Consider the following 25,985-nt stretch of genomic DNA (forward strand, 5'->3'; position numbering starts at 1 on the left):
GTCGGGCGCCGAATTACCCCCGCAAATTTGATATGCTCGCTGTCACAAATCGGTAGTGTGACCGTGCTGTGACGCGAGTCGCAAAGCCGAATTCAATACGTTGACAACAATATTGAGAGAACGGCTGTGTCGATAAGCGAAACAATAAGCAGCTTCGCGTCGGGGGTGGTCGACTGGAACCGTCGGCCCGTGGCCTTGAATTTCGGCAAGGCGCAAGGCGCATTGGGGCACTTGCTTGCGTTGCAGCATGCGCACGTGCACGAAGGGCTGATGACCGGCATTCACGGGCATCTGACTTGTGTATCGCCCCGCCACAATCTGTCGCCGCGGCTGTTCCTCGGCATCCCCGTCTCAATCCGGCTCGTTACCGACCGGGGCCAGTTGCACTTCGTCAACGCCATCATCCAGGACGTGCAGATCGGCCAGAGCGACGGCGAGCTGTGCGTGTACCAGCTTACGGTGTGCGACGCGCTGTCGTTGATGGACAAGCGCACGAATTCCCGCGTATTCCGCCAGAGCAGCGTCGTCGACATCCTCGCGACGCTGTTCAACGAATGGCGTCAGCGCAGCCCGGCGCTGGCCGCCGCTTTCGAATTCGACCTGTCCGGCTTGAGCCGTGACCGGTATCCGGCACGCGAACTGACTCGGCAGGTCAACGAATCGGATGCGAAATTCGTGCGCCGCCTGCTGCGACGCGAGGGCATCACGGTGTTCGTCAAAGCCGGCCGGGGCAAGGGCACGGGCAACAGCGACGATGACACGCCCGTGCATACGCTCGTGTGCTGTGACGATCCGATGTCGCTGCCCGAAGCGCCGGCCGGCACGGTACGGCTGCATCCGCGCGATGCCGCTACCGAGGAGCGCGACACCGTCACGCTGTTCGCACTGCATCAGCGCTTGACGCCGGGGCAGGTGGGTCGTCCGTCGTGGGACTACAAGAAGGCGCGTATCGACGAGTCGATGGTCGCGACGAGCGTTAATCAGGGCGAGGCCGGCAACGATCTGGCGCAGCTGCTGACCGACGTCGCGATCGACATCCCGCACGCGGGCGACTCGTGGAGCGATCACGAGCGTCTCACGCGTGCCCGGATGCTCGCGCATCAGTTCGAAGCCGAGCGTTACGACGGCGTGAGCAGCGTGCGCGACCTGGCCGTCGGCGCATGGATCACGCTGACTGGCGACCCGGAATGGGATATGCAGCCCGCCGATCAGCGGCAGTTCGTGATTGCGTCGATCGACCATGACATCTGGAACAATCTGCCGAAGGGGTTGACCGAGCGCGTACAGGCGCTGTTTGCCGCGAGCCGGCACCTCGCCTATCCGTCGCCGTCCCGGCAGCCGGCGGCGGCGACAACCGAATCCGATACACGCTACGAGAATCACTTCACCTGCGTGCGGCGCGGCGTACCGCTTGCGCCGGCGTACGACCCAAAGGTCGATCTGCCGCCCGTGCACCTGTTGACCGGCACGATCGTCGGTCAGCAGGGTGAGGAAGTGTTCTGCGATGCCGACGGCCGCGTGCGCGTGCGGATCCACGGTCTCGATCCGGCGGACCATGCGCATGCGCAGGGCGCGGGCACGAACGACAACGCCGGCGACAGCGCGCCAATCCGTGTCGGGGCGAGTCTCGCGGGCGGCAGCTTTGGCGCGCTCTTTCTGCCGCGTGTCGGTATGGAAGTCCTGATCGGCAGCCTCGGCGGCGATCCGGACCGGCTGGTCATCATCAATGTGCTGAGCAACGGCGTGAACCCACCGGCGGCCTTCACGCACGTCGGCAATCTTCCCGGCAACCGCTACGTGTCGGGGATCAAGACCAAGGAAATCAAGGGGCGCCGGTATAACCAGCTGCGTCTCGACGATACGCCGGGTCAGATTTCCAGTCAGTTGGCGAGTGAGCATGCGCATTCTCAACTGAATCTGGGGTACCTGACGCAGCCTCGTCAGGACGGCCGAGGTCAGGACCGTGGAGAGGGCGCGGAATTGCGTACCGACGCGGCCGCCGCGCTGCGGGCCGCGCAGGGCATTCTTCTTACGACCTACGCACGCTCGCAGGCGAGCGGCGGTCAGCTCGATCGTGACGAGTTGCTGCGACTGCTCGGTGAATGCACCGAGTTGTTCAAGTCGCTGGGCGACTACGCAGGTCAGCATGGCGGTCAGGCAACCGATACGGCGGGCCAGCAGGCGGTCGCCGCTGCGTTCAAGGGCTGGACGCCCGGCAGCGGTGCATCGGATTCCGGAACCGGCACGGCGGCCGGGTCGCAAGCGCTGATGGCGTTCGGCGCGCAAGCCGGCTCGGTCGCGATCACCCCGAAGACCCACGTGACGTACGCCGGCGAGAACATCGACCAGGTCGCGCAGCAACATGTCCAGCTGACCAGCGGTCAGCGCATCACGCTGCACGGCGGCCGCGGCGTCGCGATGTTCGCGCACAGCGACGGCGTGTCGGCGATCGCGAATCAGGGCAAGGTGACGCTGCAGAGCCAGAACGACGACACGCAGATCGATTCCGCGAAGAACATTCAGTTCACGGCGGCCGGCGGCAAGCTCGCCGGCATGGCGAGCGACGAGGTGGTTTTCACGACGTCCGGCGGTGCCTACCTGAAACTGCATGGCAGCGATATCGAACTGGGCTGCCCCGGCACGTTCACGGTGAAGTCGGCCGGGCACGCGTGGCAAGGGCCGGCGAGCTTGAGCACGGACATGCCGAAGTTCGATCATGCACCGCTCGGGCGCGTGCCGAAGCTCGTGCGGGCGACCGATGGGCAGGCCGTAGAGGGCATGCAGGCGGAGATCACGAAAGCGTCGGGCGAAGTGGTGAAGGGGCAATCCGACGCTGCGGGCAAGCTTGCTCCCATCCAGAGCAACCAGTTCGAACCCTTCGTCGTGAATTTCTTCAAGAACAAGATCTGACCCGGGGATAAAAATAATCATGGCAGACACAGCCGATACCGCGCCGGCTAGTCCGGTTGCATCTGAAAACAATCCGTCGGCGCAGGCCGCGACGAACGACGGTGGCGGTCTCGATCCGCGTACGCCTTCAGGCGGGGCGTCGGGGGGCGGGGACGATTCGCAGAATCGCTATCTGGTCGCCAACGGCAACGGCGTGATGACGCTCAGTCAATCCGACTACATGTGCGTGATGCAGATGCCGTTGCCGGGCATCGTGATTTTCGTGCATGGGGTGAATTCGGAGGGCGAGTGGTTCGAGCCGGGCGAAGAGGGGTTGTGCGCCGGTTTGAACCAGCGGCTCGGACGCCTGGACGATCAGCTCACGCATTGCGGGCCGAAGGGCGGTCAGATGGGACCGATGCGTTATATGAAGAGCCTGACGGATGATGGGTTCATCAACCCGAAGCTCACGTCGAAAAGCTATCTTCAACCGGACGAAAACACCTACTCGCCCGTCATTCATTTCCGTTGGGGCTACAAAGCAAACGCAGAAGAACTGAAACGCTACGGCGAATCGATCTTCCTGAACGAACAGAACTACTGGGGTGGCGGACCTTTCGCGAATGGATGCGGCAGTTTGCCGGATCTGTGGAATGCCGGTGTCGATCCGCGGATCTTCGGCTTCATCAATGTGCAGGGGCTCAATCCGACCCAGCGTCCGCTCTTCGAGACGCCACCGCGCATGTACAACGTGATGGGGGCGTTGCGTCTCGCAAAACTCATCGGTTCTATCCGCAAGGCACAGAAGGACGTGCCAATCACGGTGGTGTGCCATAGCCAGGGCAACATGGTCGGCATTGCAGCCGCGTTCCTCGGGGACCGGCTGTCGGAGACTGCGGGCGTGAGATGCGTGGCCGACACTTATGTCCTGGCCAACCCGCCATACAGCGTCCTTGGCTCCATCGAGGGCGACAACTCGCCTTTCATGGAAGACTGGACCGACCGCAACGACAAGGACTCGCAAGGCAACCGTGGGCGGGTGGAATCGAAGGCGCGGGTCAAGGCCCTGAAAGCATTCTTCGAACTGATCGCGCAGAGCAAGGATGCCGAGGATCAGCGCGATCCGTTCGACTACCGGATGTCGATGGCAAACATGAAGTCGGGAGAAGACGGCAAGCCCGCCTACGATCCCGACAACGACCGGAAGCAGTATGGGGTTCAGAACCATACTTACGGCCGCGTGACGCTGTATTCATGCCCGCACGACCAGGTGATTTCCGCTGCCCCTGTCCAGGGTATGGGCTGGCGCGGACTGCATCCGGACGAGGTCGCGCTTGTCAAGGGTTCGAGCCTTTTCACGCAACGCGTGTTTGCAACCAATTTCCAGGTCGGTCAGGCGGAGCCGGTGACCTACGACACGTGGAAGCACGATTGGCGTTATGGCAAGGGCTCAACGAAACTGTTCTTTTACCCGACGTCGCCCCCGGCAAAATACAACCTGGTCAAAGCACTGCGGGGCAACCCGCACTGGTACGGTAAGGTCGGTACTATCGCGGCGGCCCCCGTGCTGTACATCGTAACGATGGCGACATCGGCGCTGGGCGTGATGCGCGTCAATGCCGAGCCGCCGCAGAAATGCGGCAGCACGCAGGAAAGCTGGCACGTGATCTGCGATGCGCCTGGCCTGCCGGAACCGTTTTTCCCGCAGGCGATCCGCTATGGGGCGGTCGTGCAGGTGAAGGACGGCAACGCGGTAAGCGATTTCAACGAGGACAACGATCCGGTGGCGGCCGCGCGTAACAAGAAGAAGACGACCATCAACAAGGCCGATCCGTACGACGCTTACAAACCCCACAACGACGAACATGCCGCCGAGATGGCCCCCCATGGCGATGCAGACAGCGAGGCGTCGCAGCGTTATGAGGATCATGCAATCGCGCGCATGGAGGCGCGGTACAAGAACAAATCCGATTGGGTCAAGGACGGTGTGGTCGTTGGTGAAGCTAGTCCCAATGCACAAATGCCCGACGGGTATCAGGAGTGGCGGAACGAGCAGATCGTGCACATCCTCGATGCAGCAGTGAATAACCCAACGAACCATTCGACGATCATGACCAACCCGATGCATGCCAGATTGGCGCTGGCCTATGATGTTGCGATTGGCATTTGTCGAATCTCGCCAGAACAGCTGAACGATTTCAGGGTTGAAGCAGACTGGCGGTTCGGGAAGCAATTGGAGAGAGACAATCCGAATCAAATCTATTCAGCGTACTTCGAGAAAGGAAAAATGAAGGGGATGTTTTTGCAAGAATGGGTGCTCAACGACCCCGAGGCGAAGCTTCCTGGCTCGATAGACGACAAACGACAGGGTGGTACATTGCTCGGTATCGGGAGAGCCGTATGAGATCGCTATTCGTCTCCCGGTCACGACGGCTTGCACTGGTATTCGTTGCAGTTCTTCTTGCGATGGGTATCGTGGCAATCGAAACGTTCGGTCACGGTCCGCAGACACGAAGCATGGGAGAGGAAATGACACGCTGGATAGGGTTGCCTGCCCTGGTTGGGGTTGCTGCTTTTGCATTCGCTACGGCATGGTCATCATCGACCGCGGAGGCCGCGCAGCCGATCTCGACTCCGACACCATCGACGCCAGCCCAACAGAAACCATTTGTCGCGCAAGTTGTTGGTCTGGAGTGGCTCAATCCCTTGCAGCGTCGTGACTATCCGACAGAATGGCAGCTGTTATGGACCATGGGGCTTGTCAAGCCGAATCAGAACGATGACATGGTCAGAACAGACCCTCAAAGCTTTCTATCAGTTAAGCCGGTCGCTATCGTAGCGGACGGAAACAACGGAAGGGAGCGCTTCGATGGATACTACGAGAAGTATATCGACACGCTTCTGGGTCTGTTTGCTACGAAATACGTGATGAATAGTCACTATTTCTATACGGTCCAGTCACATGATCCGCGTCTTTGGCGAGAGCTGGCAGGCATTCGCGTCGAGTTCGCGATACCTCCGCGCCTGGCGCCGAAAGAGGCAAAGGATTATTTGGCATACCAGATCAAAGACTATTTTGAAATTGGCAATAAGTCCGCAAAGGATCTGTGGAGCAAGGATTTGCCTGCCGACATTCAGATCCACGTCGGCGGTGCCAATGCCGGTTTCACGTCACTGAACGCCGCACTCGACTATCTGCAGGCGCACCCGCAGGAAAGTGTGTGGGTGATGAACTGGGACGCGCCAAGCTTCCCGCCCAAAGACGAGCAGATGAACGAGAACCTCACCGTGCTGTTTCTGGCGGGCCCCGATCTGAAGACCGAGCGTGAGCCGCTCGCATGGATCGGCAAGACTGCGACGGGCAAGGTGAGCGACTACGAGGCGAAGGCCGGTACCACGCGTGCCGTCCAGGCATGGAAGGCGACGATCGCAAAGGCTGCCCATAACGCGAACGTCGACCCTGCAAGCATCCAGTTCGTCGTGCACGATGCGGGCAAGGGCAGCGACGCGGCATCGGCGCGTCTGGCCTCGCTGTCGCAGACGCTCACGGAAACGCTGCCGGAATTCGACTATACGAAGCAGGTCTTCAACACGCCGGCGCTGCTTGGCGACATGGGGGCAGGTACGGCGCTGACGAACGTCGCACTCGCAATTGGCCGGGTCAATCATTTCGGCGGCAATGCCCTGGTTGCGGGCACAACGGACGCGGCTCATCCGACTGCCGTTGTCGTGCTGCCGCCGTCGAAGCTTACGCCGATCAACCCGAACGGAGACTGGTTCCGCGCACGCGGCGAAGACAACGCCTATCTCCCGTGGTGGGGGCGTCGTCATGACACGAACTACGGCGTCCAGGGGTACTCGTACTAAGGAGAAACCATGCGCGGCATCATTCGTGTAGGAGACGTGCATAGCCATGGCGGTCGTGTGGAGACGGGTGCCGCGAACAGTGAAGTCATGGGACGCGCGGTCGCCCGCCAGGGCGATCGCTGCACGTGCCCGCTGCACGGCGAAGTTGTGATCATCGACGGTGAAGCTGGTTTCGACGTTGAGGGTGCACCCGCGTCGTTCGACGGTCACAAAACGTCGTGCGGTGCGGTGCTCATTTCGTCAGTGCCAACGTCCGGACTTTCCTAGGCCGGGCGTGCGGATGTATCCCGATTTCCCGGAGTATCGCAATCGCTTCGTTCGATCCGCGCCTCTCCGCTAATGGGCGAAGGCATGGGGGGATCCGCACGACACTCGCAATCGCCGGACAATCGTGTGCAACGAAATATGGTCGTGAACGTGCCGGCGGCGGACGATGCTCGGCGCGACTGCGCGATCAAGCCGTTCCCGGGCGCGTTGCCAAGCAGGCCAGTGTTCCGCGAATAAAAATCTCGGATGCAAACGACTGCCTGATAACACGCCGGCGCTGCTCGGCGACATGGGGGCCGGTACGGCGCTGACGAACGTCGCACTTGCGATCGGCCGGGTCAATCATTTCGGCGGTAATGCCTTGGTTGCGGGCACAACGGACGCTGCTCATCCGACTGCCGTTGTCGTGATGCCGCCGTCGAAGCTCACGCCGATCAACCCGACCGGCGACTGGTTCCGCGCACGCGGCGAAGACAACGCCTATCTCCCGTGGTGGGGGCGTCGTCACGACACGAATTACGGGATCCAGGGTTACTCGTACTGAGGGGCATCCGTGCGCGGCATCATCCGGGCGCCCCTGCGCCGGACGTGACCGTGCATCCCGATTTCCCGGAACACCGCAGCACGGCTTCGTTCGATCCGTACCTATTTGAACGAACAAAGTGCAGAGATATCGGCACAGCACTCGACCAAGTGCAAAAAGATGTGCCCCATGTGCCAGTACTCGACCGCCGGAACGCCTTGATGGACCAGCGCTCAAGTGCAGGAAGACGGTACCCGCCGGGGGCAAGAACTTGCGTCCCGTCTCAGCATCGTGGCTTCACAATAATGTCCGATAATGACTCCCGGCCGTACGCCGTGTTCGTCCACCTCACAGGAGTCAATCGCGATGCCATACGTCACTACGCAGGATAACGTCGAGATCTTCTACAAGGACTGGGGCCCGAAGGACGCACAGCCCATCGTCTTCCACCATGGCTGGCCGTTGTCTTCCGACGACTGGGATGCGCAGATGCTTTTCTTCGTACAGAAGGGCTATCGCGTGATCGCGCACGACCGGCGCGGCCACGGCCGGTCGGCGCAGGTCTCGGACGGCCATGACATGGATCATTACGCAGTGGACGCGTTCGCGGTCGTCGAGGCCCTCGACCTGCGCAATGCGGTGCATATCGGTCATTCGACCGGCGGCGGCGAAGTGGCCCGCTACGTCGCGAAGCACGGCCAGCCGGCCGGGCGCGTCGCGAAGGCGGTGCTGGTCAGCGCGGTGCCGCCGCTGATGCTGAAAACCGAATCGAACCCCGAAGGCTTGCCGATCGAGGTGTTCGACGGCTTCCGGAAAGCGCTCGCCGACAATCGCGCGCAGTTCTTCCTCGACGTGCCGAGCGGCCCCTTCTACGGTTTCAACCGGGCCGGCGCGACGGTGCATCAGGGCGTCATCCGGAACTGGTGGCGGCAGGGGATGGAGGGTAGCGCCAAAGCGCATTACGAAGGCATCAAGGCCTTTTCGGAAACGGACCAGACCGACGATCTGAAGTCGATCACCGTCCCGACGCTCGTGCTGCATGGCGAAGACGACCAGATCGTGCCGATCGCGGACGCCGCGCTGAAGTCGATCAAGCTGCTGAAGAACGGCACGCTCAAAACGTACCCGGGTTATTCGCACGGCATGCTGACGGTCAACGCTGACGTCCTCAACGCCGACCTGCTGGCTTTCGTGCAGGCGTAACGGTGTCGGCAGGCGATCCGGCTGCGCCGTTGGAAACGGCGGCCGGATCACCTGCCGCATCCCCCCGTACTCACCGCGTTGATTGCCACGGACCGCCGGGCGCGATGACGGCCGGACCGGTTGCGGCATCTCGCAGCCGGCGCATGACTTCCAGCACTTCGTGCCGATCACATTCATGCCGCCGACTTTATCAATCGAAAGAAATGCTGCGTTGCGGGTGTGAGTGTGTCATGGCACTCCGCTTTTGAGCTGCTACAAACAATTGGGCTGGATTGAAAAACGTAAATCCAGCCCCTATCGTCAAATACCGATAGTTTTCCGGTGATTTTATGATTATCGAATGGCGAAGCGAGTGGCCGGTGAGCCATTCGCGCAATTATTGCCGTAGATAAACAAATTTCTATTTTCGGAATATGCCGAGTAAATCAGAGGGTAAACTTCCTTGGCGCCGAATGAATAGGCGCCGTCACCAATGGTCACCAGCAGGTTGCCGGTGGCGTCGGTTTCGATCTTGTCGATCTTGCCAGCCTTGCAAAGTGCCTGCGCAGAAGCGTACGAGGAGGCGAACATCAGAGCTGAAAAAAGCACAGTCGCAATCTTTTTCATGTTTTTCCTAGGGTAATGAATGGAGTAATGCGGGTTTGTGTCGCATGATCATGCCCGGGACTACATGTCTGCTTTTCCAGATCGCTGATTCTCAAATATCGAGAAGTCCGCGATGGCCTGGCCATGCCGAAACTCACAACTAATTAATGTTTGCAAAAAGATTTTATGCGCTCCGTCATCTTGTCTATTTTGAATCGCGATGCTGCGGAGCACAACGCATACTATTGATCGGAATCGGCGGATTCCAATCAAAATTATTTATCGGTAATTCAGCGTGATAATTCCCGTATGAATTTTTCCTGTAAATTTTCCGTGATGCTGTTTTTATTTATTGATTGCTGTCGGAATTTGAATAATCGGCAATGACTATTGATTCGATAGTTGATCGTGTTGTGAACTGGCAGGCCAGGCGCACGGGATTGACGCCAGAAATGTTGACGGTCAAGTGCAGCGGTACCGGCCGGATTCCATGTCTTGCCGTGCACCCAGGCGTCCCCGACGTCATTCGGCGTCGCCTCATCGGTCGCGAACGTCGAGCGCCGCCCGGCGGCATCGATCGAACGACTGCCGGATTCACCGCCAAAGCCGCACGTTTCAGCCCAACCCGTTGAAGCGGACGCCCGGATACGTCAGCCGCGGCATCCGGCTTTCGAGGAACGCGTGCAGTTCGCGCACCTGCGCGGCCTTGCCGGAGTCTTCCGGCCAGACGAGGTAGTACGCGTCGCCGGTGCTGACGGCCGTCTTGAACGGCAACACCAGTTGCTTTTCATCGATGGCCTTGGCGCACAGCGCCAGGTCGCCGATCGAAATGCCGTGGCCCGCAATGGCCGCCGCGATGCCCTGTTCGAGCATGTCGAACACCTGCCCGCGCGTGATGTCCACTTCCAGGTCGTGGCCGCTCGCCTTGAGCCAGCGGCGCCAGTCGCGGCGATCGGGCGACGGGTGGATCAGCTCGCACGCGGCCGGATTCGCGCGTGCGACTGTCGCGGTTGCACGCGAGCACACCGGAATCAGCCATTCGTCGAACAGCTTCACGCTGTGCGTGTCCTCGCCGAACCTGCCTGCGCCGAGCAGGATCGCGCAATCGTAGGATTCGCTGAAGAAATCGACGGTATCGACATCCATCCACACGCTCGCGATCTGCACCTCGAACGCGGGCCGCGTTTCGCGAAAGGCGGCGAGCGCGTCGAGCAGCCAGCGCATGGTGAGCGTGGAGGGCGCCTTGAGCCGCAGCACGTCGCGTTGCGACCGGAACAGCATGCACGCTTCCTCGATTTGCCGGAAACCGCGCCTGAGGCCCGACGCGAAGATGTGCGCTTCCGTCGTCACGGTCATTCTGGGACCGCGCCGGACGAACAGCTTCCGGCCGAAGTAGGCCTCGAGTGTCCTGACGTGCTTGCTGACCGCGCTTTGCGTCAGGCTCAGTTCGTCGGCGGCCAGCGTAAACGAGCCGGTGCGCGCGGCGCTTTCGAACGCGCGCAACGCATAGACGGGAGGGAGCGGTTTGGCCTTCATGGGTTTTGAGTGTGAATAAAACTCATGTCATGCGACAGGATTTTCCGTTTTTCAGCGGCGAATGGGCACGCAATACTACGAAAAACCGCGAAATTTACCGCACGGGATGTCCATGATGCCATCGCGACGAGCCGGTGCGTCAAACCATCAAACAACTTTTTGTCATGTCACTTCACTACCCGCTGCTGTTCGCCTATCTTGCCGCGATCGTGTTGCTGATCGCGACGCCCGGCCCGGTCGTCATGCTCGTGGTCGGCACGGTTGCGCGGCGTGGCTTCCGCCAGGGCGTGCTGACCGCGGTGGGCGCGAATGCCGCGAGCCTCGTGATGATCGCGGGAGCGATGCTGATGGTGTTCGGCGTCGTGCTCGTCAGCGATCGCCTGCTTAAGGGGTTGCATGTGCTCGGCTGCATGTTCATCGCGGTGCTGGCAATCCGGACGCTGCTTGGCGAATGGCGCGCGGGCCGCACACGCGCCGGCGATGGCGATGCGCAACGCGAACCGGTAGCGCGGGTGCGGCGTTTGCCCGGCGTCGTGCGCGGTTTTCTGGTCGGCATCGCGAACCCGAAGGATCTGCTGTTCTTCGTCGCGTTCTTTCCGCAGTTCGTCGGCATCACGCCGGATTCGCGCGTGAGCCTGGCCATCCTCGCCGCGTTGTGGATCGCGGTCGATTTCACGATCCTGACCGGCTACATGGCCGCGATCAACCATCCGCTGATCCATCGGAAGCAGCGCTGGATCACCGCGTCGTCGGCGGGCGCATTGCTCGTGATCGCGCTTGCCGGGCTCGGCGGCGCGATCTCGGGTGGGGCGTAGCGAGCCGGCGATTTGCGTTACGCTTCGTTTGCCCTGATCTTCCTATCGAGCTCGTCATGTCCAGCACCGACCAGACTTTCTCCGAACACCTTTTTTCCTATGGCACGCTGCAACTCGAACAGGTGCAGCTCGCAACCTTCGGCCGCAAGCTCGACGGCCATGAGGACGCGATGCCCGGTTACGCGATGACGATGCTGAAGATCGACGACCCGGAGGTGGTCGCGACGAGCGGGAAGACGCATCATCCCGTGGTGGCCTATACCGGCCGACCAGGCGACCGCGTAACGGGCACCGTGTTCGCGATCACGCGCGAAGAGCTACAGCACGCGGACGACTACGAAGTCGACGCGTATCGTCGCGATCGCGTCGTGCTCGAGTCGGGCGTCGCGGCATGGGTGTACGTGGACGCCAGTTCGCCGCGCCCGGACTGAAGCCGGTTCGCGGGCGGGATCGCTGTTGCCGGGTTTTCGCCCGTCAGTCGTTGCGCAGGAACACGACGTAGCCGCGGAACCACGGAGTCGTCGAGAGGCAGGGCGGCGGGTCCCACTCGCCGCCGCATTCGTTGTTGCCCGTCGGCGCATGGCACTTGACGGAAACGGATCAGGCCGACGATCTGAAGTCGATCACCGTCCCGACGCTCGTGCTGCACGGCGAAGACGACCGGATCGTACCGATCGCGGACGCCGCGCTGAAGTCGATCAAGCTGCCGAAGAACGGCACGCGGATTATTGGCACGGCATGCTGACGGTCAACGCCGACCTGCTGACTGTCGTGCAGGCGTAACGGTGTCGGCGCATGCACGCTTCCTCGATCTGCCGGAAACCGCGCCTGAGGTCCGACGCGCAGAGGTGCGCTTCCGCCGTCACAATCATTCTGGGACCGCGCAGGACGAACAGCTTCCGGCCGGAGCAGGCCTCGAGCGTCATGACATGCTTTCTGACCGCGCTTTGTGTCAGGCCCAGTTCGTCGGCGGCAAGCGTAAACGAGCCGGTGCGCGCGGTCTTACGACGTCGCGCGATCTATGTCGCATTTACGAATGATGTGCACGAAATAGACTGTTTGATGAGCACCGGGAAAGATTCGGCAAGTTCGGTTGAAAGTCGACGCCCCGACTACGCTCAGGATTGCAGTTCGGGTTGATTGGTTCGAGTCCGATCACGCAGTGCCGGCGCCGTCGGATTGAGCTTTTCATACAGGGGATATGCATGTGCGCCGACGCGGGAACAGGCGGCCGGGTATCAAGCGCGGCTACGTGCCGATGCTCGGTTGCCGTTGCACCATCATATCGATGGAGCAATTTAATTTCGTAGTGCAGATCATCCGACGGGTGTGTCACTCTTCGGACGATCTTTTTGCACGAACGCTCCGCAGCCGTCATCAGGCCGTGACGGGCGAACGCGCATGCGAGGGGAACCATGGATAAGTCATTCAACGTATTCGTTTCGACCGTAGCTGTCTTCGTGATTTGCACCACATCTCTCGTCTCGTCGCCGTCCGTTGCCTTCACGTCGGGAGGCGCGTGGCAAGCACACATGTCGCGCAAATCGCAGATGCTTCCGGTCGTGACCGTCGCGCCAACGGCGAACGGCGGCGATCAGACCGACGCGCTGCAGGCAGCGTTCGATGCGTTGCAGCCGGGTCAGCGCCTGGTGCTTGCGCCGGGAAGTTATTCCGTAAGCCGGTCGTTGACAGTCGCGAAGGCGGACGTCGTGATATCGGGCTATGGTGCAACGCTGGTCGCCACGAATCCGGGCGACCAGACCATCGTGATGAGTGGCAGCGGTTCGACACTCGTCGGCGTGACGTTGATCGGCACGGGCACGACACGGCTCGTGACGCGCGAGTCGACCAAAGTCGAGGTGACGGGCACGGGCGTTCAAGTGCTCGATGTGAAAATTCAAGGCGGTGCCAGCGCCGGGATCTTCGTATATGGCGGCACCAATGTCGCGATCGTGAACAACACCGTGCGGTCGACGCTGGCCGACGGCATCCATACGACCTACGGTTCGACCAACGTGCTCGTGCAGGGGAACACCGTGACTGGCACCGGCGACGACCTGATCGCCGTCGTCAGCTACCAGGCCGACGGCCGCATCAGCAGCAACGTGCTGATCGACCGTAACTCGGTGTCGGGCAATTACTGGGGGCGCGGCATCGCGGTGGTCGGCGGGCAGGCCGTGACGATCTCGGACAATACCGTCGACGGCGTGCAGAAAGCGTCGGGCATCCTGGTTGCACAGGAGGCCAGCTGGAACACGTATAACGCGACGAACGTCGTCGTCAGCAACAACACCGTGTCGAACATCCAGAACTCGAACGTGAACAATGGACTGCAGCCGACGCAACTGGCCGCGATTCGACTGAGCGCGTGGCCGGGAACCGTGTCGTCGGTTGACGTGAAAGACAACCGAGTGTCGAACTCAGGTTATTCGGGATTCCAGGCGGAGGGGAATATCTGCCAGTTCAGCGTCACCGGCAATGTGTTCTCATCAATCGCCGGTGCGGTAGTGTCGTTGCTGCAGAGCGGATGCACCCCGAGCCAGGTCGTCGCAACGGGTAACACGCTGGGCGGAGTCGCGCTGGTGTCGCCGGTCGGTGCTTCCACGTCCGCGACGATCTGGGCGGGTGGCGCGTTGACTACAACGCTGCCGACGGTGCGCTGGAGTCTGATGCAGACGAAGTGACCCTGACCCGGGAAATGGTCCGGTTCAAAAGCAGAGAGCTTGTCGCTCGTGTTCATGACTGGCAGCCAGGTTTCCTGTTCCACGTCTGCGGGCGTCCGGGCGGTTGGGAACGTCTGCCAGTTTCTTGTTTCCGTCGATGGGTTCGCGTCGATAACAGGCGCGCCGGTCTCGGTGCTGTCGCAAGGTTGCACACCGAGCTCGGCCGATTTCCGGGTGCAGGCAGGCCATGGGCGCGAGCCCGAGTCTGTGCACGGCACCATGCCGGCGATCAGGTCAAATGAGGCCGGCCTTCCGCCCCGCGACCGCGGCCTGCGTGCGATTGAGCACGTTCAGTGCCTTGAAGATTGATGTGATATGCGCCTTGACGGTTTTTTCCGAGAGGCCCAACTTGTCCGCGATGACCTTGTTGGGTACGCCAGCGGCCACGTAGCGAAGTACTTCGATCTGGCGCTGCGTCAACAGCATGTCCATGGGCGCCGATGACTGCGCTCGAACGATGTCGGTGTGTCGCGAAACAAGTTCGTCCAGAACGATCGGCGGAACATAGCGTTCTCCTTCCAGCACCATTTTCATGGCCGTCATCAACGTGTGCAGGCTGGACGTTTTTGTCACATAACCCAGTGCACCATGCGCGAACGCGTTCCGGACGTCCTGCGGGTTCTCAGACGCCGAAAAAATGACGATTGGCAACGCGGGGCGGATCTTCGCGAACTCGGTGATCGCCGCCTGACCGTCCATCCCTTTCAGTGTCAGGTCCAGCAACACGGCATCCAGATCGACGTGCTGATCGAGCATCCGCATGGCTTCATCGGCGCTGCTTGCTTGTACGACGACCGTGTCGTCGCCGCCCAGCTGAAGCAGCTTTGCAACACCATCCCGCAAGACAGGATGGTCGTCGACGATCAATATTTTCACGAGGTTGGATCGAGCGTTAAGAGACTACGATGGGGATCGTCGTTAGGCATCCCGATTGCGTTGCGATGCCATGTCCTAAGACTTTAGTCCAATTTGCATGTCGTGGGACCTGAGGCTTTGATTCAGTTTCGTTTGGGTCGGGCGTACGCCGAACGTTGGATTTACAGTTACATCGAAATTCGCAAGACTAGATCGCGACGGTATGTAATGTGATGGAGGTGTCGATTTGACCAGGACCGCCGTCCGGCGAACGCATTACATGGATGCGTGTCGAGAACGGCCGCTCGGTGTTTCTGTTGATCGACAGAACATTGCCGGGCAATGAGCCTGGCCGACCGGCGCATTAATCCTTTTCATGCTTCAATCGAGATGAATGGCGCTTGCTATCGAGCGACGTGACGCAATTCAAGAACCGGGCATGTTTCGCTTGGGTATCGTGGGTGACGTTGCGAGCGTACTGGAACATGAGATAGAAGAGCGGCACGCTCTAGTCATCCGCACTGTCCGATCCGGTTGCGATGAGGTTGCCGATTGCCGCTCTCAGCTTGCCGTGTGAAATCGGTTTGTGAAGTAAAACAATTCCGCTTGCGTGCGCATCGGTCAATCGGTCGGCGGCCGTATCGCCACTAATCAGCATGGCTGGAATGTTCTGGTTGTATTCCATGCGGACTCTTTCGATCACGGTGATGCCGTTCTCGCCGCCACGCAGGCGGAAATCGCAGACCAGCAGGTCAGGCCGCCTGGCGCAAGTCGAGAGGCTCGCGATGGTCTCGTCTCCCGAGCCGGCCGCAACGACTGCGTATCCCCACATCTTCAGTAGTTTCGACATCGCGTCACGTATGGGTTGTTCATCATCGACGACCACCACGAGCCCAGCCGTGGATGACGCGTCGTGACCTTCACCGACGGGGATCTCGAGCGGCATTGGCACACGGTCCGAGCGTTCGATCGCAATCTCGAAGCATGACCCGCGACCAGGCTCCGAGCGCACGGCCGGCTTGCATCCAAGGAGGTCGGCCAGGCGTCGAACGATTGCCAGACCGAGCCCGAGTCCTTGTTCGCGATCTCGCTCGGAATTGCCGATCTGGTAATACTCCTGGAACACGAGGTCGAGCAAGTCGTGCGGGATGCCGCGCCCCGTGTCCCATACCTGAACGGCGACATGTGTGCCGCGGAGCCGGCATCCCACGACGACTTTTCCGGCGTCGGTATAGCGCACCGCATTGGACACCAGGTTGCGCACGATCCGCTCGACCAGTATCGGATCCGAATACACGACTGCGTGAGTGGGAACACGGGAAAGCGCGAGCCCCTTAGCCGAGGCATCGCTCGCGTAGTCGCGACAGATTCGAGCGAGAACCGCGTCGATCGCGAATGACTGGTATTGCACCTCCACGACACCCGCATCGAGCTTGGAAATGTCGAGCAGGGCGGCGAAGAGCTTGTCGAGGGCCGCGGTGGAAAATTCGATCTGCTCGACGAGGAGTTTTCCGTCCGGGTTCATCGGGATGCCACGAAGTGCGCCGACCAACAGTCCGAGGGCGTGCGACGGCTGGCGCAGGTCGTGACTGGCTGCTGCGAGAAAGCGGGACTTCGCGAGATTGGCCTCTTCCGCGATCTGTTTCTGGTTTCTCAGGTCATCCGCCAGTTTGACAACGACATCGTTTTGAGCCTGAAGATCGACAGCCAGCTTTTCCGCCGCATATCTCAATCTGATGTTCTGCGTTGCCGTCCGGTTGGCGAGGATGCCGAGGTAGCCGATCACGCAGACAAACAGCGACATCATGGGCGCGGTTGCCTGTTGCACATGGTTCTGCGAGAGGGCGGCGGCGGCGACATAAGGCAGGGTCGCAGGCAAAAGAAACGCCAGGAACGCAGGGAAATATGCACTGAAGACCGGGACGGAACCTGCTACGACGCCAAGCGTGGCGGTAACCGCGAGATACTGGATTTCGAAGCTGCCGGCGGTGACCAGTCGAATTGATGACCATCCCCATCCCATTCCCGCAGCGAGACTGAAGGCAGTGAACCACGTGGCCCAATATGGCCACCTGCTGACGGATGATGCCGATTTCTTGTACAGGCGGGAAAGTATGATGTGACCACCCGAACATACCCCGATGTATAGAACCCACGCGGGACCGATTACAAGATCGAGTTGCCCGAGGCGGTGAAGCGAAACGGCGAGCACCACCGCAAGCAGCGTGCCTCCGGTGACACTGAGCTCGACAATGCCGAACACGATCTTGAGTTGTTCGGATGCAATTGTGTCGTTGAATTGTGTCGTCGTATTCATTAATCGTTCTCGCCAATCCGGATTCGATACGAATATGCAGCTTCGGAAGATCATCGACGCACGCGGCCACTTTTAGCCGGGACTCGATCTGACAGGGAGTCGGGCCGACAAAGAACGAGTCATCAATGGGGGATGCGTTTCTCCTTGGCGAGTTCGGGCGAATCGAGGACAGCCCGCATCGGCGTCTTGTCATAAAACCAGCGCCCCTGATGCTCTCGTTCATTGTTGTACTGGTCGAGCCACGCATCAAGGTCTGTCTCGGATTTGTATTTCTGTACTTTCCGATTCGCGTGCGTGATCGCCGTTGCCGGGTTTCCGCCCGTCAGTCGTTGCGCAGGAACACGACGTAGCCGCGGAACCACGGATTCGTCGCGAGGTAAGACGGTGCGTCCCACTCGCCGCCCTGGATCACGCCGATGCGAAACGGCAGTTGGAGCCGCGCGACGCGCGGCAGGTAGGCGGCATAGTCGGGGATCGTGCTGCGCCCTTGGTAGGTCTGCACGATGACCTCGTCGACGATGCCCCTGAGCGGGTTGACCTGGTCGGTATCGATGCGGCTGCTCCAGTCGAGCAGCCCGGTGATGCTCAGCCGGCAATCGGCGGGCAAGGTCGCGCGCAGCGTCCGCAGGAATTCGAGGTAATCCTGCAGATGGCGCGTACGCGCATCGAAGTCGATCTGGATGCCGGTGATCGTGCGGCCCGATGCGCGCCAGCGCTGGAGCTGCGCGAGCATGATCTCCGTGACGCGCGGCGTCCAGCGCAGCGTATGCGCACGATAGACGAGCCAGACGCGCGCGTTCGGCGCGGGCGGCAGTGCGACGCCCTGCGCGATGACGCGCACCTGCGACTCGTCGCGCGGCGACGCTTCGATCTGCCCTTGCAGCACGTAGAGGGTGCGTGCGCCATGCACGACCGCCTGCGGCTTCACGCCCGCCCACAGCCAGAACGCGTCGTACCGTGACGCATCGACCGTGCCGGCCAGCGCAACGCGTCCGGCCAGCAGCAGCGCGATGCACACGATACGCGTCATGCCGCGCTTACCAGTAGTAGCGGAGCTTCTGCGCCCACGGGCTGCCCGGATAGGTGGCCTTCAGCGTGTCGTACCAGCGCTTGCGGGTGTTCTTCGGCACGTCCTTGCCGCCGCATTCGTTGCTGCCCGTCGGCGCATAGCACTTGATCGCGCGGTAGAACGCATACGCGCGGTCGTTCGGGTTCGCCTGCGCATCGGCCATCACCGTCACGTAGCTCGACATCCGCTCGTACGGTTTGCCCGTGAACTGCGATGGCGAGGCGCCGAGCGTCGGCGGGATGCGCGTGGTGCTCGCCGACGACGCGTTGCGCATCCACGGCGGCACCGGATCGTTTTCGAGGCCGAACGCGGGCGGATGCAGGCGCACGAAATCGGCGAGACAGTTCAAGCCTTTCGCATCGCCGGGATTCTGCTGGAGCGCGGTAGCGATGTCGTGCGCGGACAGGCACGCGTAGCCGTCCTCGTTCTTGGCGCCGGGCGCGGTGAACGGCTTCAGCGGATCGGCAGGCGTGCCGGACACCAGCGCGGCATCGGCGATGAACTCTGCGTAGTGCGAGCGCGTGAGCTCCTTGTACAGCAGCGTGTACAGCGCGGTGTCGCGCAGCGCGCCGCCGGTCGCCTGGTTCTGTGCCTGCGCGCGCAGCAGGTCCGCGTTGGCCGAACGCTGCAGCAGGACCGCACGGATCGCGGCGTTTTGCACGAGCGAATCGTCGGCGAACACGTCGTTGACGAGGCCGGCCTGTTCCAGGTTGATCGCGAGCGCGAGTTCCAGCGCCTCGCGCTGGAAGCGGAATTTCGCGAGCGGGATCAGGTCGCGCCACAGCTGGCGGGCCTTGTCGGTCTGGCCGCTATCCTCCAGCGCGAACGCGCGCAGCGCCTGCTGGCTCAGGCCGAAGTAGTCGAGCGGCGCGGCAGGTGTCTGCGGCAGCAATTCGAGGGCCGCGTCGGGCTTGTGCCCGATCTGGACATACCAGGTCGCGAGCAGATAGTCGTGGAGCGCGGGCGCGCTCGCGAAGCGCGGCTTCTGCGCCTGCAACTCGTCGAGCGTCAGCGGCTTGTCGCGGCTCGTGTCGCTGCTGTTCGACATGCGCATGCGCAGCGGGTCGACGGTCGCGAGCACGGTCGGCGACTGGATCTGGCGCGCGTCGAGTTCCGACCCGAACAGCAGCTTGCTGTCGAGTTCGTTCGCCAGTTGCATCAGCGGCACGTTCGAGGTCTTCGGTGACCAGTGCGCGAGTGCATTGCCGTACAGGTCGGCCTGCTGCGTGACGTTCCCGCCGAGCCACGCGACGCGTCGCAGCAGCCCCGTCGCGGACACCGCATAACGCCCTTGCGGATACACCTTCAGGTAGGTGCGAAACACCGTGTTCGCCGCGTCGAGCGAGACCTTCGCCACGCGCGCGCGCGACGGCGTCGGGTTGTCGTTGTCGAACACATTGGCCTGCGCGGCGTTCAACTGCGCGCGTCCGGCCATATAGAGGCCGGTTTCCTTCAGCCACGGGTTCGCGCTGTGCGATGCGTTCGCGAATGCCTTGGTCGCGGTGGTGAAGTCGGCGCGGTAGAACGCGTTCGTGCCGTCGAGGTAGGCGGCGAACTGCTGACCGAGCGGCGACTTGACCGCGGGCCGCGTCCACGCGGCGCTCGCGCCGCCCGCGGGGCAGGTCTTGTGCGCGATGTCGGCGCGTGCCGTGCTCAAGCGTGTGGCTTCGTCGGCGGGGATGCCACCGGCGGCGTCCAGCGCGTCGTTGAACGCGTCGGTGCCGGCGGTCATGCTGCGGCAGATGCTGCCTTCGCCGTCGGCGTATTGATTCGACGGCGCATCGGTATCCGACGCGGCGCCGGTCTTGTCGGGCTGCTTCTGGCCGATGTCGATCCACCCGGAAAAGTCCATCGGGAACGGTACGATGATCTGGTTGATCCGGTCTTTCGCCGGGATGGTCTTCGGGTCCGGGAACACCTGCGCGACCTTGCCGCTATCGACCATCAGCAGCATCGCGTTGACGCGCGTGTCGTTGGCCGGGCTCAGCATCGGCACGTTGCCGCACGAGTAGGTGTTTTGCCGGAGCGTGGCCGGCACGTTGCAGCTGTCGTCCGAGCTGGCGTGTGCGCCGGGAATCCAGAGCAGGCTGGCCGCCAGCGCGGCGAACAGGTTGCGGTGCTGAAACGGGTTTCTGGGCATTTTTCTTATGCTGGTTGGGGCCGCGATGGCCGGGTCTCTCAGGGGGCGCCGTGCCCCGGCGCGTATCGTACCTTACGGGCGGCGCGTTGCCGTCGTGCGGCGGCCCGGCTTGCGCATCACGCGCACACGCTGCTTGCGACGCCCGCTTCATCCGCGTCGTCGATCGCCGCGCGCAAGTCGTCGATCGCCACCATCAGTTCGCGGACCTGCCGCAACGACGGATATTGATGCAGCACCGCATGCCATTGCGGCAGCGTCAGCAGCGCGTGCCAGATGACGCCGAGGCCGCCCGGATCGGCGTCCGGCTGCTGCGCGAGTGCGCTCGCGTATTCGAGGCTTGCGGACGCCGACAGCAGCTGCATCCGGCTCGCGGCACCCAGCAAGCGCGGCGTTGCGTCGGCGGACGCGTCGCAGCAATAGAGCACTTCCTGGTGCAGCGCCGTGTCGTCGGTCGTCAACGCGCGGAGCGACGCGCCGTGCACGCGCACCGTGCCCTGGTGCGCCTCGAACGAATAGACCGTGTCCGGGGCGGCCTGCGCGAGCAGGTTCAGGCCGCGCAGCAGGCGCGGCAGATCGGTCGTCGCGGCATCCGCGGACGCTTTCGCCTCGACGAGGAAGCGAACGTTCCAGATGGGCGCTGCTTCGTCGCCGCGCGGGCGTTCGAGCAGGATCGCGTCCCATTCGGTTTTTGCGCGGTCGTGCCGGCCCGGTATCGACGATGGCACGCGCATCGACGTGACCACGCGGTACGTGCGCCGCTCGTCCACCGCGTCGAGCCTGCGGGCCAGTGCCTCGAGCACCTGCGCCGCCAGCGCTTCGACGGCCGCGCCGCGCTGCTGCGAAGCCGCGCCCTGCGCGACGGCGATCGTGCTGCCTTCCAGCGGACCCTGGCGAACCCATAACGCGCGGTATCGGCGGACGTGTTCGTCCGATGCCAGTGCGTCGACGCGCAGCATGCGTTCGAGCGCGGGGCTGTCTTTCAGCTTGACGATGTCCTGCTCGAAAGCGGCGTCGGTCGCCATGTCGGGCAGCGCGAGCAACGCCTGCAGCGTTGCATGAAGATCGGCCCACGACGCGGAAGTGGCGGCCGCATGCAGTCGCGCGAGCCCGTCGCGTTGCCACGCCTGCGCGCTGCGCTCGAGCTTGGCCGGGTGCGCAATCGCGTTGACGGCCGAGTGCAGCGCGCGCCGGTCCTGATCGGCATGCGCGGACAGCGACGCGTATTCGCGCACGCTCGGCGCATCGTGCCGCAGCACCGCGGCCTGAAACGCGGGATCGCCGGATCGCGTATCCACGGCGTCGCGGATCATCCGCGCGAGCGCATCGACGAAGCGCTGCTGCAATTCCGCGCCGGGAGGCTGGCCGTCGCCGCGCAGGCGGCGCGCTTCCTCGATCGTAGTCGCCAGGACGGTGGCCGGGTTCGTGGCATCGGTCAGCGACGACGCGCTGTCGAGCGGCGGCAGGCGGTAACGCCGCGCGACGGTGCGCAGCGTTTCGTCGAGCAAGGCGGGAAGCGGTGTCAGCGACATGTCGGTTATCGGGGTGAGCGCGGTTCGCATGCCCGGGGTTCGGGCCGGGTCGCGCGATGATGTGCAACGTTATCACGACGGATCGGGTCGAGCCGATGGCGATGGGGTTGCGGCGGAGCGGGACGCGATCGCACGCAACATCAGTCGCGCGCAAAGTCCTTGGTCAATGTCTCGATCGTCAGGTTTTCGTCTCGCGGCATGCCGACGCCGGCGTCGAACGGGTAGCGCATCAACTCGCCGGTTCGCGCGTAACCGCGGCGCAAATAGAAGTCGATCAGTTCGTGACGCACCGACAGGACGACCATGACAGCCTTCCCGATGTTCCAGCGCCGGCGGGCGAATTGCTCGGCCTCGTTCAGCAATGCTTTCCCGAGTCCGTGGTCCTGCATGGCCGGCGATACGGCCAGCGTACCGATGTAGGCCGCGTCTCCGGTTGCCTTGACTTCGATGCAGCCGGCAATGCGTCCTTCCACCTCCGCGACCAGCAATACGGAATCCGGTGCCTGCAACGTATCGACGAGCTGGGACGACGTAATCCGCGGGCCTTCGATGATCGCCGCTTCGTGCGTCCATCCGGCCGCGGTTGTCGTCGGGCGGTACGCTGCGTTGACCAGTTGAACGAGTGCGTCGACGTCGTGTTCGTTCGCTGCTCGGTAGCGGGCGGGGCCCTTGATCGCGCCGGTCGTTTCACCCATTGAATCACTCCGTTTTCGTTGCCGCGGTTCGTCCTGAACGTCACGTCAGCCAAGGATATATGAACCGCCGAACGAAGCCGGCATCCGTCAGGCGCGGCCGACCACACGGCAATCCATATTTCGCATCGTGCTGAAGCGTTCGCGCCCGGCCGCCGACATAATCCGCTCATACGACCCGAAGTGAAGCGGGCCGATCCCAACCTCGCCACGGACCGCTAACGCGAGCGACCCGACATGCAGCCAGCCGTGCCCCGCGGCCATCCCGCCGTCGCCGATCTGCTCCTGCTCCTGACGCTCTCGACGTTATGGGGTGCGTCCTACACGTTTATCCGGATCGGCGTCGCAACGATTCCGCCGCTGACGCTGATCGCCGCGAGGACCTTGATCGCGGGCTCGGTGCTGCTGCTGTGGATGCGCATCCGGCGCATTCCGATGCCGCGCGACCTCGCGGTCTGGCGTCGCTTCGTCGTGCAGGCGCTGTTGAACAGCGTCGTTCCGTTCACGCTGATCGCGTGGGCCGAGCGTTCGGTTGAAGCCGGTCTCGCGACGATCCTCAATTCCGCGTCGCCCGTGCTCGCGTTCGTCGGCACCTGGCTGATCACCCGCCACGAACCGCTGACGTCGCGGAAGCTGTTCGGCGTCGTCGCGGGGCTGGTCGGTATCTCGCTGGTGGTCGGCGTCAGCGCGTTCGACGGACTCGGCCGGCAACTCGTCCCGCAACTGGCGATCGTCGCGGCGACCGTCTGCTACGCGGGCGCGGCCATCTACGGGCGGTCGTTCAACGGGTTGTCGCCGGCGGCGCCGGCTGCCGGCTCGCTCATGGTTGGCGCGATCGTGCTGGTGCCCGCCAGCATCGTCGTCGACCGACCGTGGACGCTTCATCCGTCGTGGCAATCGCTGCTGGCGCTGGCGGCGCTCGCGGTCTTCTCGACGGCGCTGGCGTTCGCCATCTACTTCCGGCTGGTCCAGACGCTCGGCTCGGTCGGCACGACGGCGCAAGCCTATCTGCGGGTTCCGATCGGCGTCGGCATCAGCATCGTGCTGCTCGGCGAGTCGCTGTCGGTGTCGGCGTGGCTGGGGCTCGGATGTGTGGTCGCGGGCGTGGCCGCGATGACGCTGCCGTCACGCAAGGCCGGGCAGCAACGCACCTGACGACCGCAACGAAGCGGGCCGCGCGTCCATCGCACCGCGGCAAGCGGCAGGCCGGGCCTGTCCGCGTGCCGCGCGCGCATCACGCCGTCAACGTCACCGACAGACTGCCGAGCTCGCCGAAGCGGACCGTCAGCGCATCGCCGAGCGGCACGTCGATCGCGCCCGCGTACGAGCCCGTCGTGACGATCTGACCGGCGCGCACGGCATCGCCGCGCGACGCGAGGAAATTGACGAGCCATACCAGCGGTTTCAGCGGATCGCCGTCCGGATGGCGGCCGTCGATCGCGCGGTTCAGCGCGCCTTCGAACGACAGCGCCAGCGTCGCGAGCGGCACGTTGAGCCCGTCGTGCACGACCGGGCCGACGCACAGCCCCTGGTTGAACTGGCCGTCGGCCAGCAGCTCGAATTTCGATGCGCGCGCCGGCTCCGCATAGCGGCAGCCGAGCACCTCGAGCACGATGCGCACTTCACGGATCGCGTCGCGCACGTCCTGCTCGTCGTACGGCTGCTCGCGTGCGGGCAGGTCGCGATCGAGCACGAAGGCGATTTCCGGTTCGATCCGCACGATCGGCCCGCCGACGACGCGGTACGGCGCATCGGCTTCGCGGATCGTCGACGCGAAGATCGGCGCGAGGATCACGCGATCGGGCGGCGGCAGCGCGCATTTCCATCCGCCGACGGGTTCGCCGAGCAGGTCGGCAACGCGCTGCTGGATCGCGAGCGCGGTGTCGACGTCCTCGGGATGCAGTGCATCGGGCAACAGCGGGCCGGGCTGGCCGGCATGGCGGGCGGCGACGAGATGCTGGGCGGCGCCGTCCACGCGTTCGGTAGTCGTTGTCATGTCGGTTGAGCGAGTTGAAGGTGAGCCGGCAAAAAAGGGCCGGACGAAAGTCGCACAGTCGATGATAGCGCCTTCGGCACGGTCGCAGTGTGGCGGCCGCTCGCCGGGCAGGCGTGTAACCCGGGGGGGCAGGCGCGAGGTGCGGACGCGTACGACGCGTCGCTTTGCCACATGGCCGGGCCCCGCACGGCTTGACCGCCGTCAACATTCGAACCCGCCATCCGCCGATGATGGTGACATGGCCGCGCGCGACAGGGCGCGCGGCAGTTCACCCCAGCGAGGTTCGCATGTACGAGAAGATCATGGTAGCCGTCGACGGCAGCGCTTCGTCGAGACAAGCGCTTGCCGAGGCATTGAAGGTGGCACTGGCGGGCGACGCGCACGTCAGCGTCGTGTATGTGGTCGACAAGTCGGTGCTGTTCACTTACGCGGGTCGCATCGACCCGCATGCGCTCGTCGAGGAAATCCGCGGCGACGGGTTCAAGGTTTTGCGCGAGGCCGAGCAGATCATCGCGCTGGCCGGTGCGAAGGGCGAAGCCGAACTCGTCGAGACCGAGAGCATCGGCGAGGACATCGCGGAACGCCTGCAGCGCTACGTGAAGGAGCGCGGGATCGATCTCGCGGTGGTCGGCACACACGGGCGGCGCGGCATCCGCCGCGTGCTGCTCGGCAGCGTCGCCGAGCGCTTCGTGCGCGGCTCGAAGTGCCCGGTGTTGCTGATTCGCGGCGATGACGCCGACGTGTCGGCCGCCGCTGCTGCTGCGTAACGCGGCGCGCGATGATACGCCGTCAGTACCGGATCGTCGTCGCGGCGATTGCCGTGTTCGTGTCGCTCGCGGGGATGATGGCCGTCGTGACCGGGCTGCTGTTCGATGCAACGATGGCGCTGCGCGGCGGCGCCATCGCGTTGGTCGTCGGCGTGGCCGGCTTCGTCGTGATGCTCAATCCGGGCGCGAAAGGCGAGGAATGACGCGCGCGT

General features: G+C 63.1%; 21 protein-coding genes and 3 pseudogenes. 13 read left to right on the forward strand and 11 right to left on the reverse strand.

Annotated features, from left to right (window positions below; translation table 11 throughout):
• Nucleotides 1-126 precede the first annotated feature (126 nt).
• The 6 genes and pseudogenes from ACN22W_RS37925 (at nt 127) to ACN22W_RS37950 (ending at nt 8,749) form a co-directional block, all read left to right on the forward strand.
• On the forward strand, nt 127-2,910 hold the full coding sequence (locus ACN22W_RS37925; RefSeq protein WP_419690191.1) for a type VI secretion system Vgr family protein: 2,784 nt from the start codon (nt 127-129) through the stop codon (nt 2,908-2,910).
• A gap of 19 nt (nt 2,911-2,929) precedes the next feature.
• Nucleotides 2,930-5,293, forward strand: a complete 2,364-nt coding sequence (locus ACN22W_RS37930) for a hypothetical protein (RefSeq protein ID WP_419690192.1) — start codon at nt 2,930-2,932, stop codon at nt 5,291-5,293.
• Nucleotides 5,290-6,756, forward strand: a complete 1,467-nt coding sequence (locus ACN22W_RS37935) for a virulence factor (RefSeq protein WP_419690193.1) — start codon at nt 5,290-5,292, stop codon at nt 6,754-6,756. Before ACN22W_RS37930 ends, ACN22W_RS37935 begins: the two co-directional genes overlap by 4 nt.
• A gap of 9 nt (nt 6,757-6,765) precedes the next feature.
• Nucleotides 6,766-7,023, forward strand: a complete 258-nt coding sequence (locus tag ACN22W_RS37940; RefSeq protein WP_080970964.1) for a PAAR domain-containing protein — start codon at nt 6,766-6,768, stop codon at nt 7,021-7,023.
• A 265-nt stretch (nt 7,024-7,288) separates the two neighbouring features.
• A pseudogene (locus tag ACN22W_RS37945) lies at nt 7,289-7,567 on the forward strand (virulence factor); the annotation flags it as partial.
• 345 nt (nt 7,568-7,912) lie between these two features.
• Nucleotides 7,913-8,749, forward strand: a complete 837-nt coding sequence (locus ACN22W_RS37950; protein ID WP_419690194.1) for an alpha/beta fold hydrolase — start codon at nt 7,913-7,915, stop codon at nt 8,747-8,749.
• Between the two features lie 333 nt (nt 8,750-9,082).
• Here ACN22W_RS37950 and ACN22W_RS37955 read toward each other — a convergent pair whose 3' ends face one another.
• Together ACN22W_RS37955 and ACN22W_RS37960 are read right to left on the reverse strand one after the other, a co-directional pair.
• Nucleotides 9,083-9,355 (reverse strand): hypothetical protein, encoded by a 273-nt coding sequence (locus ACN22W_RS37955; RefSeq protein WP_412025791.1) that lies wholly within the window; start codon nt 9,353-9,355, stop codon nt 9,083-9,085.
• 594 nt (nt 9,356-9,949) lie between these two features.
• Entirely contained in the window at nt 9,950-10,870 is a 921-nt protein-coding gene (locus ACN22W_RS37960; protein WP_419690195.1) for a LysR substrate-binding domain-containing protein, read from the reverse strand.
• Between the two features lie 164 nt (nt 10,871-11,034).
• Between ACN22W_RS37960 and ACN22W_RS37965 the strand changes: the two genes are divergently transcribed.
• Both ACN22W_RS37965 and ACN22W_RS37970 read left to right on the forward strand, forming a co-directional pair.
• The gene (locus ACN22W_RS37965) at nt 11,035-11,685 is read left to right on the forward strand and encodes a LysE family translocator (RefSeq protein ID WP_419690196.1); all 651 of its coding nucleotides are present in this window, start codon (nt 11,035-11,037) and stop codon (nt 11,683-11,685) included.
• A gap of 56 nt (nt 11,686-11,741) precedes the next feature.
• Nucleotides 11,742-12,116 (forward strand): gamma-glutamylcyclotransferase family protein, encoded by a 375-nt coding sequence (locus tag ACN22W_RS37970; protein ID WP_419690197.1) that lies wholly within the window; start codon nt 11,742-11,744, stop codon nt 12,114-12,116.
• Nucleotides 12,117-12,159: 43 nt separating this feature from the next.
• Here the strand turns inward: ACN22W_RS37970 and ACN22W_RS37975 are convergent.
• A pseudogene (locus tag ACN22W_RS37975) lies at nt 12,160-12,240 on the reverse strand (DUF3142 domain-containing protein); the annotation flags it as partial.
• Nucleotides 12,241-12,274: 34 nt separating this feature from the next.
• Between ACN22W_RS37975 and ACN22W_RS37980 the strand changes: the two are divergent.
• Nucleotides 12,275-12,468 (forward strand): annotated as a pseudogene (locus ACN22W_RS37980) (alpha/beta fold hydrolase); the annotation flags it as partial.
• Here ACN22W_RS37980 and ACN22W_RS37985 read toward each other — a convergent pair.
• Nucleotides 12,411-12,704 carry a LysR family transcriptional regulator gene (locus tag ACN22W_RS37985; protein WP_419690751.1) on the reverse strand — a complete coding sequence of 98 codons (294 nt, stop codon included), beginning with the start codon at nt 12,702-12,704 and terminating at the stop codon, nt 12,411-12,413. The pseudogene ACN22W_RS37980 and the gene ACN22W_RS37985 overlap by 58 nt on opposite strands.
• A 513-nt stretch (nt 12,705-13,217) precedes the next feature.
• On the opposite strand from ACN22W_RS37985, the gene ACN22W_RS37990 reads away from it, so the two are divergent.
• Nucleotides 13,218-14,369 carry a right-handed parallel beta-helix repeat-containing protein gene (locus ACN22W_RS37990; protein ID WP_419690198.1) on the forward strand — a complete coding sequence of 384 codons (1,152 nt, stop codon included), beginning with the start codon at nt 13,218-13,220 and terminating at the stop codon, nt 14,367-14,369.
• A 273-nt stretch (nt 14,370-14,642) separates the two neighbouring features.
• Here the strand turns inward: ACN22W_RS37990 and ACN22W_RS37995 are convergent, their stop codons facing one another.
• The 6 genes from ACN22W_RS37995 to ACN22W_RS38020 all read right to left on the reverse strand — a co-directional run bounded on the left by ACN22W_RS37995 (nt 14,643) and on the right by ACN22W_RS38020 (nt 23,013).
• Nucleotides 14,643-15,284 carry a response regulator gene (locus ACN22W_RS37995; RefSeq protein ID WP_419690199.1) on the reverse strand — a complete coding sequence of 214 codons (642 nt, stop codon included), beginning with the start codon at nt 15,282-15,284 and terminating at the stop codon, nt 14,643-14,645.
• A 487-nt stretch (nt 15,285-15,771) separates the two neighbouring features.
• A complete protein-coding gene (locus ACN22W_RS38000) occupies nt 15,772-17,580 on the reverse strand; it encodes a hybrid sensor histidine kinase/response regulator (protein WP_419690200.1) in 1,809 nt (602 codons plus the stop codon).
• A gap of 322 nt (nt 17,581-17,902) precedes the next feature.
• The gene (locus ACN22W_RS38005; protein WP_419690201.1) at nt 17,903-18,610 is read right to left on the reverse strand and encodes a DUF3142 domain-containing protein; all 708 of its coding nucleotides are present in this window, start codon (nt 18,608-18,610) and stop codon (nt 17,903-17,905) included.
• 7 nt (nt 18,611-18,617) lie between these two features.
• Nucleotides 18,618-20,789, reverse strand: a complete 2,172-nt coding sequence (locus ACN22W_RS38010; protein ID WP_419690202.1) for a hypothetical protein — start codon at nt 20,787-20,789, stop codon at nt 18,618-18,620.
• A 116-nt stretch (nt 20,790-20,905) separates the two neighbouring features.
• The gene (locus ACN22W_RS38015) at nt 20,906-22,318 is read right to left on the reverse strand and encodes a 3-deoxy-D-arabino-heptulosonate 7-phosphate synthase (RefSeq protein ID WP_419690203.1); all 1,413 of its coding nucleotides are present in this window, start codon (nt 22,316-22,318) and stop codon (nt 20,906-20,908) included.
• Nucleotides 22,319-22,458: 140 nt separating this feature from the next.
• Nucleotides 22,459-23,013 carry a GNAT family N-acetyltransferase gene (locus ACN22W_RS38020; RefSeq protein WP_419690204.1) on the reverse strand — a complete coding sequence of 185 codons (555 nt, stop codon included), beginning with the start codon at nt 23,011-23,013 and terminating at the stop codon, nt 22,459-22,461.
• 234 nt (nt 23,014-23,247) lie between these two features.
• Between ACN22W_RS38020 and ACN22W_RS38025 the strand changes: the two genes are divergently transcribed.
• On the forward strand, nt 23,248-24,165 hold the full coding sequence (locus tag ACN22W_RS38025; protein ID WP_419690205.1) for a DMT family transporter: 918 nt from the start codon (nt 23,248-23,250) through the stop codon (nt 24,163-24,165).
• Between the two features lie 79 nt (nt 24,166-24,244).
• Here the strand turns inward: ACN22W_RS38025 and ACN22W_RS38030 are convergent, their stop codons facing one another.
• Nucleotides 24,245-25,006: a 2-keto-4-pentenoate hydratase gene (locus tag ACN22W_RS38030; protein WP_419690206.1), complete on the reverse strand. Its 762-nt coding sequence runs from the start codon at nt 25,004-25,006 to the stop codon at nt 24,245-24,247.
• A gap of 287 nt (nt 25,007-25,293) precedes the next feature.
• Here ACN22W_RS38030 and ACN22W_RS38035 point away from each other — a divergent pair, with 287 nt between their 5' ends.
• On the forward strand, nt 25,294-25,773 hold the full coding sequence (locus ACN22W_RS38035) for a universal stress protein (RefSeq protein ID WP_419690207.1): 480 nt from the start codon (nt 25,294-25,296) through the stop codon (nt 25,771-25,773).
• An 11-nt stretch (nt 25,774-25,784) separates the two neighbouring features.
• On the forward strand, nt 25,785-25,976 hold the full coding sequence (locus ACN22W_RS38040) for a DUF2964 family protein (protein ID WP_419690208.1): 192 nt from the start codon (nt 25,785-25,787) through the stop codon (nt 25,974-25,976).
• Nucleotides 25,977-25,985 lie beyond the last annotated feature (9 nt).

The sequence above is a fragment of the Burkholderia theae genome, assembly GCF_048565265.1.
Classification (GTDB): Bacteria; Pseudomonadota; Gammaproteobacteria; order Burkholderiales; family Burkholderiaceae; genus Burkholderia; species Burkholderia theae.

Bases quoted from the DNA above. Each gene is read 5' to 3' on its own strand.
- ACN22W_RS37930 (WP_419690192.1), top strand. From the start codon at position 2,930: ATGGCAGACACAGCCGATACCGCGCCGGCTAGTCCGGTTGCATCTGAA.
- ACN22W_RS37935 (WP_419690193.1), top strand. From the start codon at position 5,290: ATGAGATCGCTATTCGTCTCCCGGTCACGACGGCTTGCACTGGTATTC.
- ACN22W_RS37940 (WP_080970964.1), top strand. From the start codon at position 6,766: ATGCGCGGCATCATTCGTGTAGGAGACGTGCATAGCCATGGCGGTCGT.
- ACN22W_RS37950 (WP_419690194.1), top strand. From the start codon at position 7,913: ATGCCATACGTCACTACGCAGGATAACGTCGAGATCTTCTACAAGGAC.
- ACN22W_RS37955 (WP_412025791.1), bottom strand. From the start codon at position 9,355: ATGAAAAAGATTGCGACTGTGCTTTTTTCAGCTCTGATGTTCGCCTCC.
- ACN22W_RS37960 (WP_419690195.1), bottom strand. From the start codon at position 10,870: ATGAAGGCCAAACCGCTCCCTCCCGTCTATGCGTTGCGCGCGTTCGAA.
- ACN22W_RS37965 (WP_419690196.1), top strand. From the start codon at position 11,035: ATGTCACTTCACTACCCGCTGCTGTTCGCCTATCTTGCCGCGATCGTG.
- ACN22W_RS37970 (WP_419690197.1), top strand. From the start codon at position 11,742: ATGTCCAGCACCGACCAGACTTTCTCCGAACACCTTTTTTCCTATGGC.
- ACN22W_RS37990 (WP_419690198.1), top strand. From the start codon at position 13,218: ATGTCGCGCAAATCGCAGATGCTTCCGGTCGTGACCGTCGCGCCAACG.
- ACN22W_RS38000 (WP_419690200.1), bottom strand. From the start codon at position 17,580: ATGAATACGACGACACAATTCAACGACACAATTGCATCCGAACAACTC.
- ACN22W_RS38005 (WP_419690201.1), bottom strand. From the start codon at position 18,610: ATGACGCGTATCGTGTGCATCGCGCTGCTGCTGGCCGGACGCGTTGCG.
- ACN22W_RS38010 (WP_419690202.1), bottom strand. From the start codon at position 20,789: ATGCCCAGAAACCCGTTTCAGCACCGCAACCTGTTCGCCGCGCTGGCG.
- ACN22W_RS38015 (WP_419690203.1), bottom strand. From the start codon at position 22,318: ATGTCGCTGACACCGCTTCCCGCCTTGCTCGACGAAACGCTGCGCACC.
- ACN22W_RS38020 (WP_419690204.1), bottom strand. From the start codon at position 23,013: ATGGGTGAAACGACCGGCGCGATCAAGGGCCCCGCCCGCTACCGAGCA.
- ACN22W_RS38025 (WP_419690205.1), top strand. From the start codon at position 23,248: ATGCAGCCAGCCGTGCCCCGCGGCCATCCCGCCGTCGCCGATCTGCTC.
- ACN22W_RS38030 (WP_419690206.1), bottom strand. From the start codon at position 25,006: ATGACAACGACTACCGAACGCGTGGACGGCGCCGCCCAGCATCTCGTC.
- ACN22W_RS38035 (WP_419690207.1), top strand. From the start codon at position 25,294: ATGTACGAGAAGATCATGGTAGCCGTCGACGGCAGCGCTTCGTCGAGA.
- ACN22W_RS38040 (WP_419690208.1), top strand. From the start codon at position 25,785: ATGATACGCCGTCAGTACCGGATCGTCGTCGCGGCGATTGCCGTGTTC.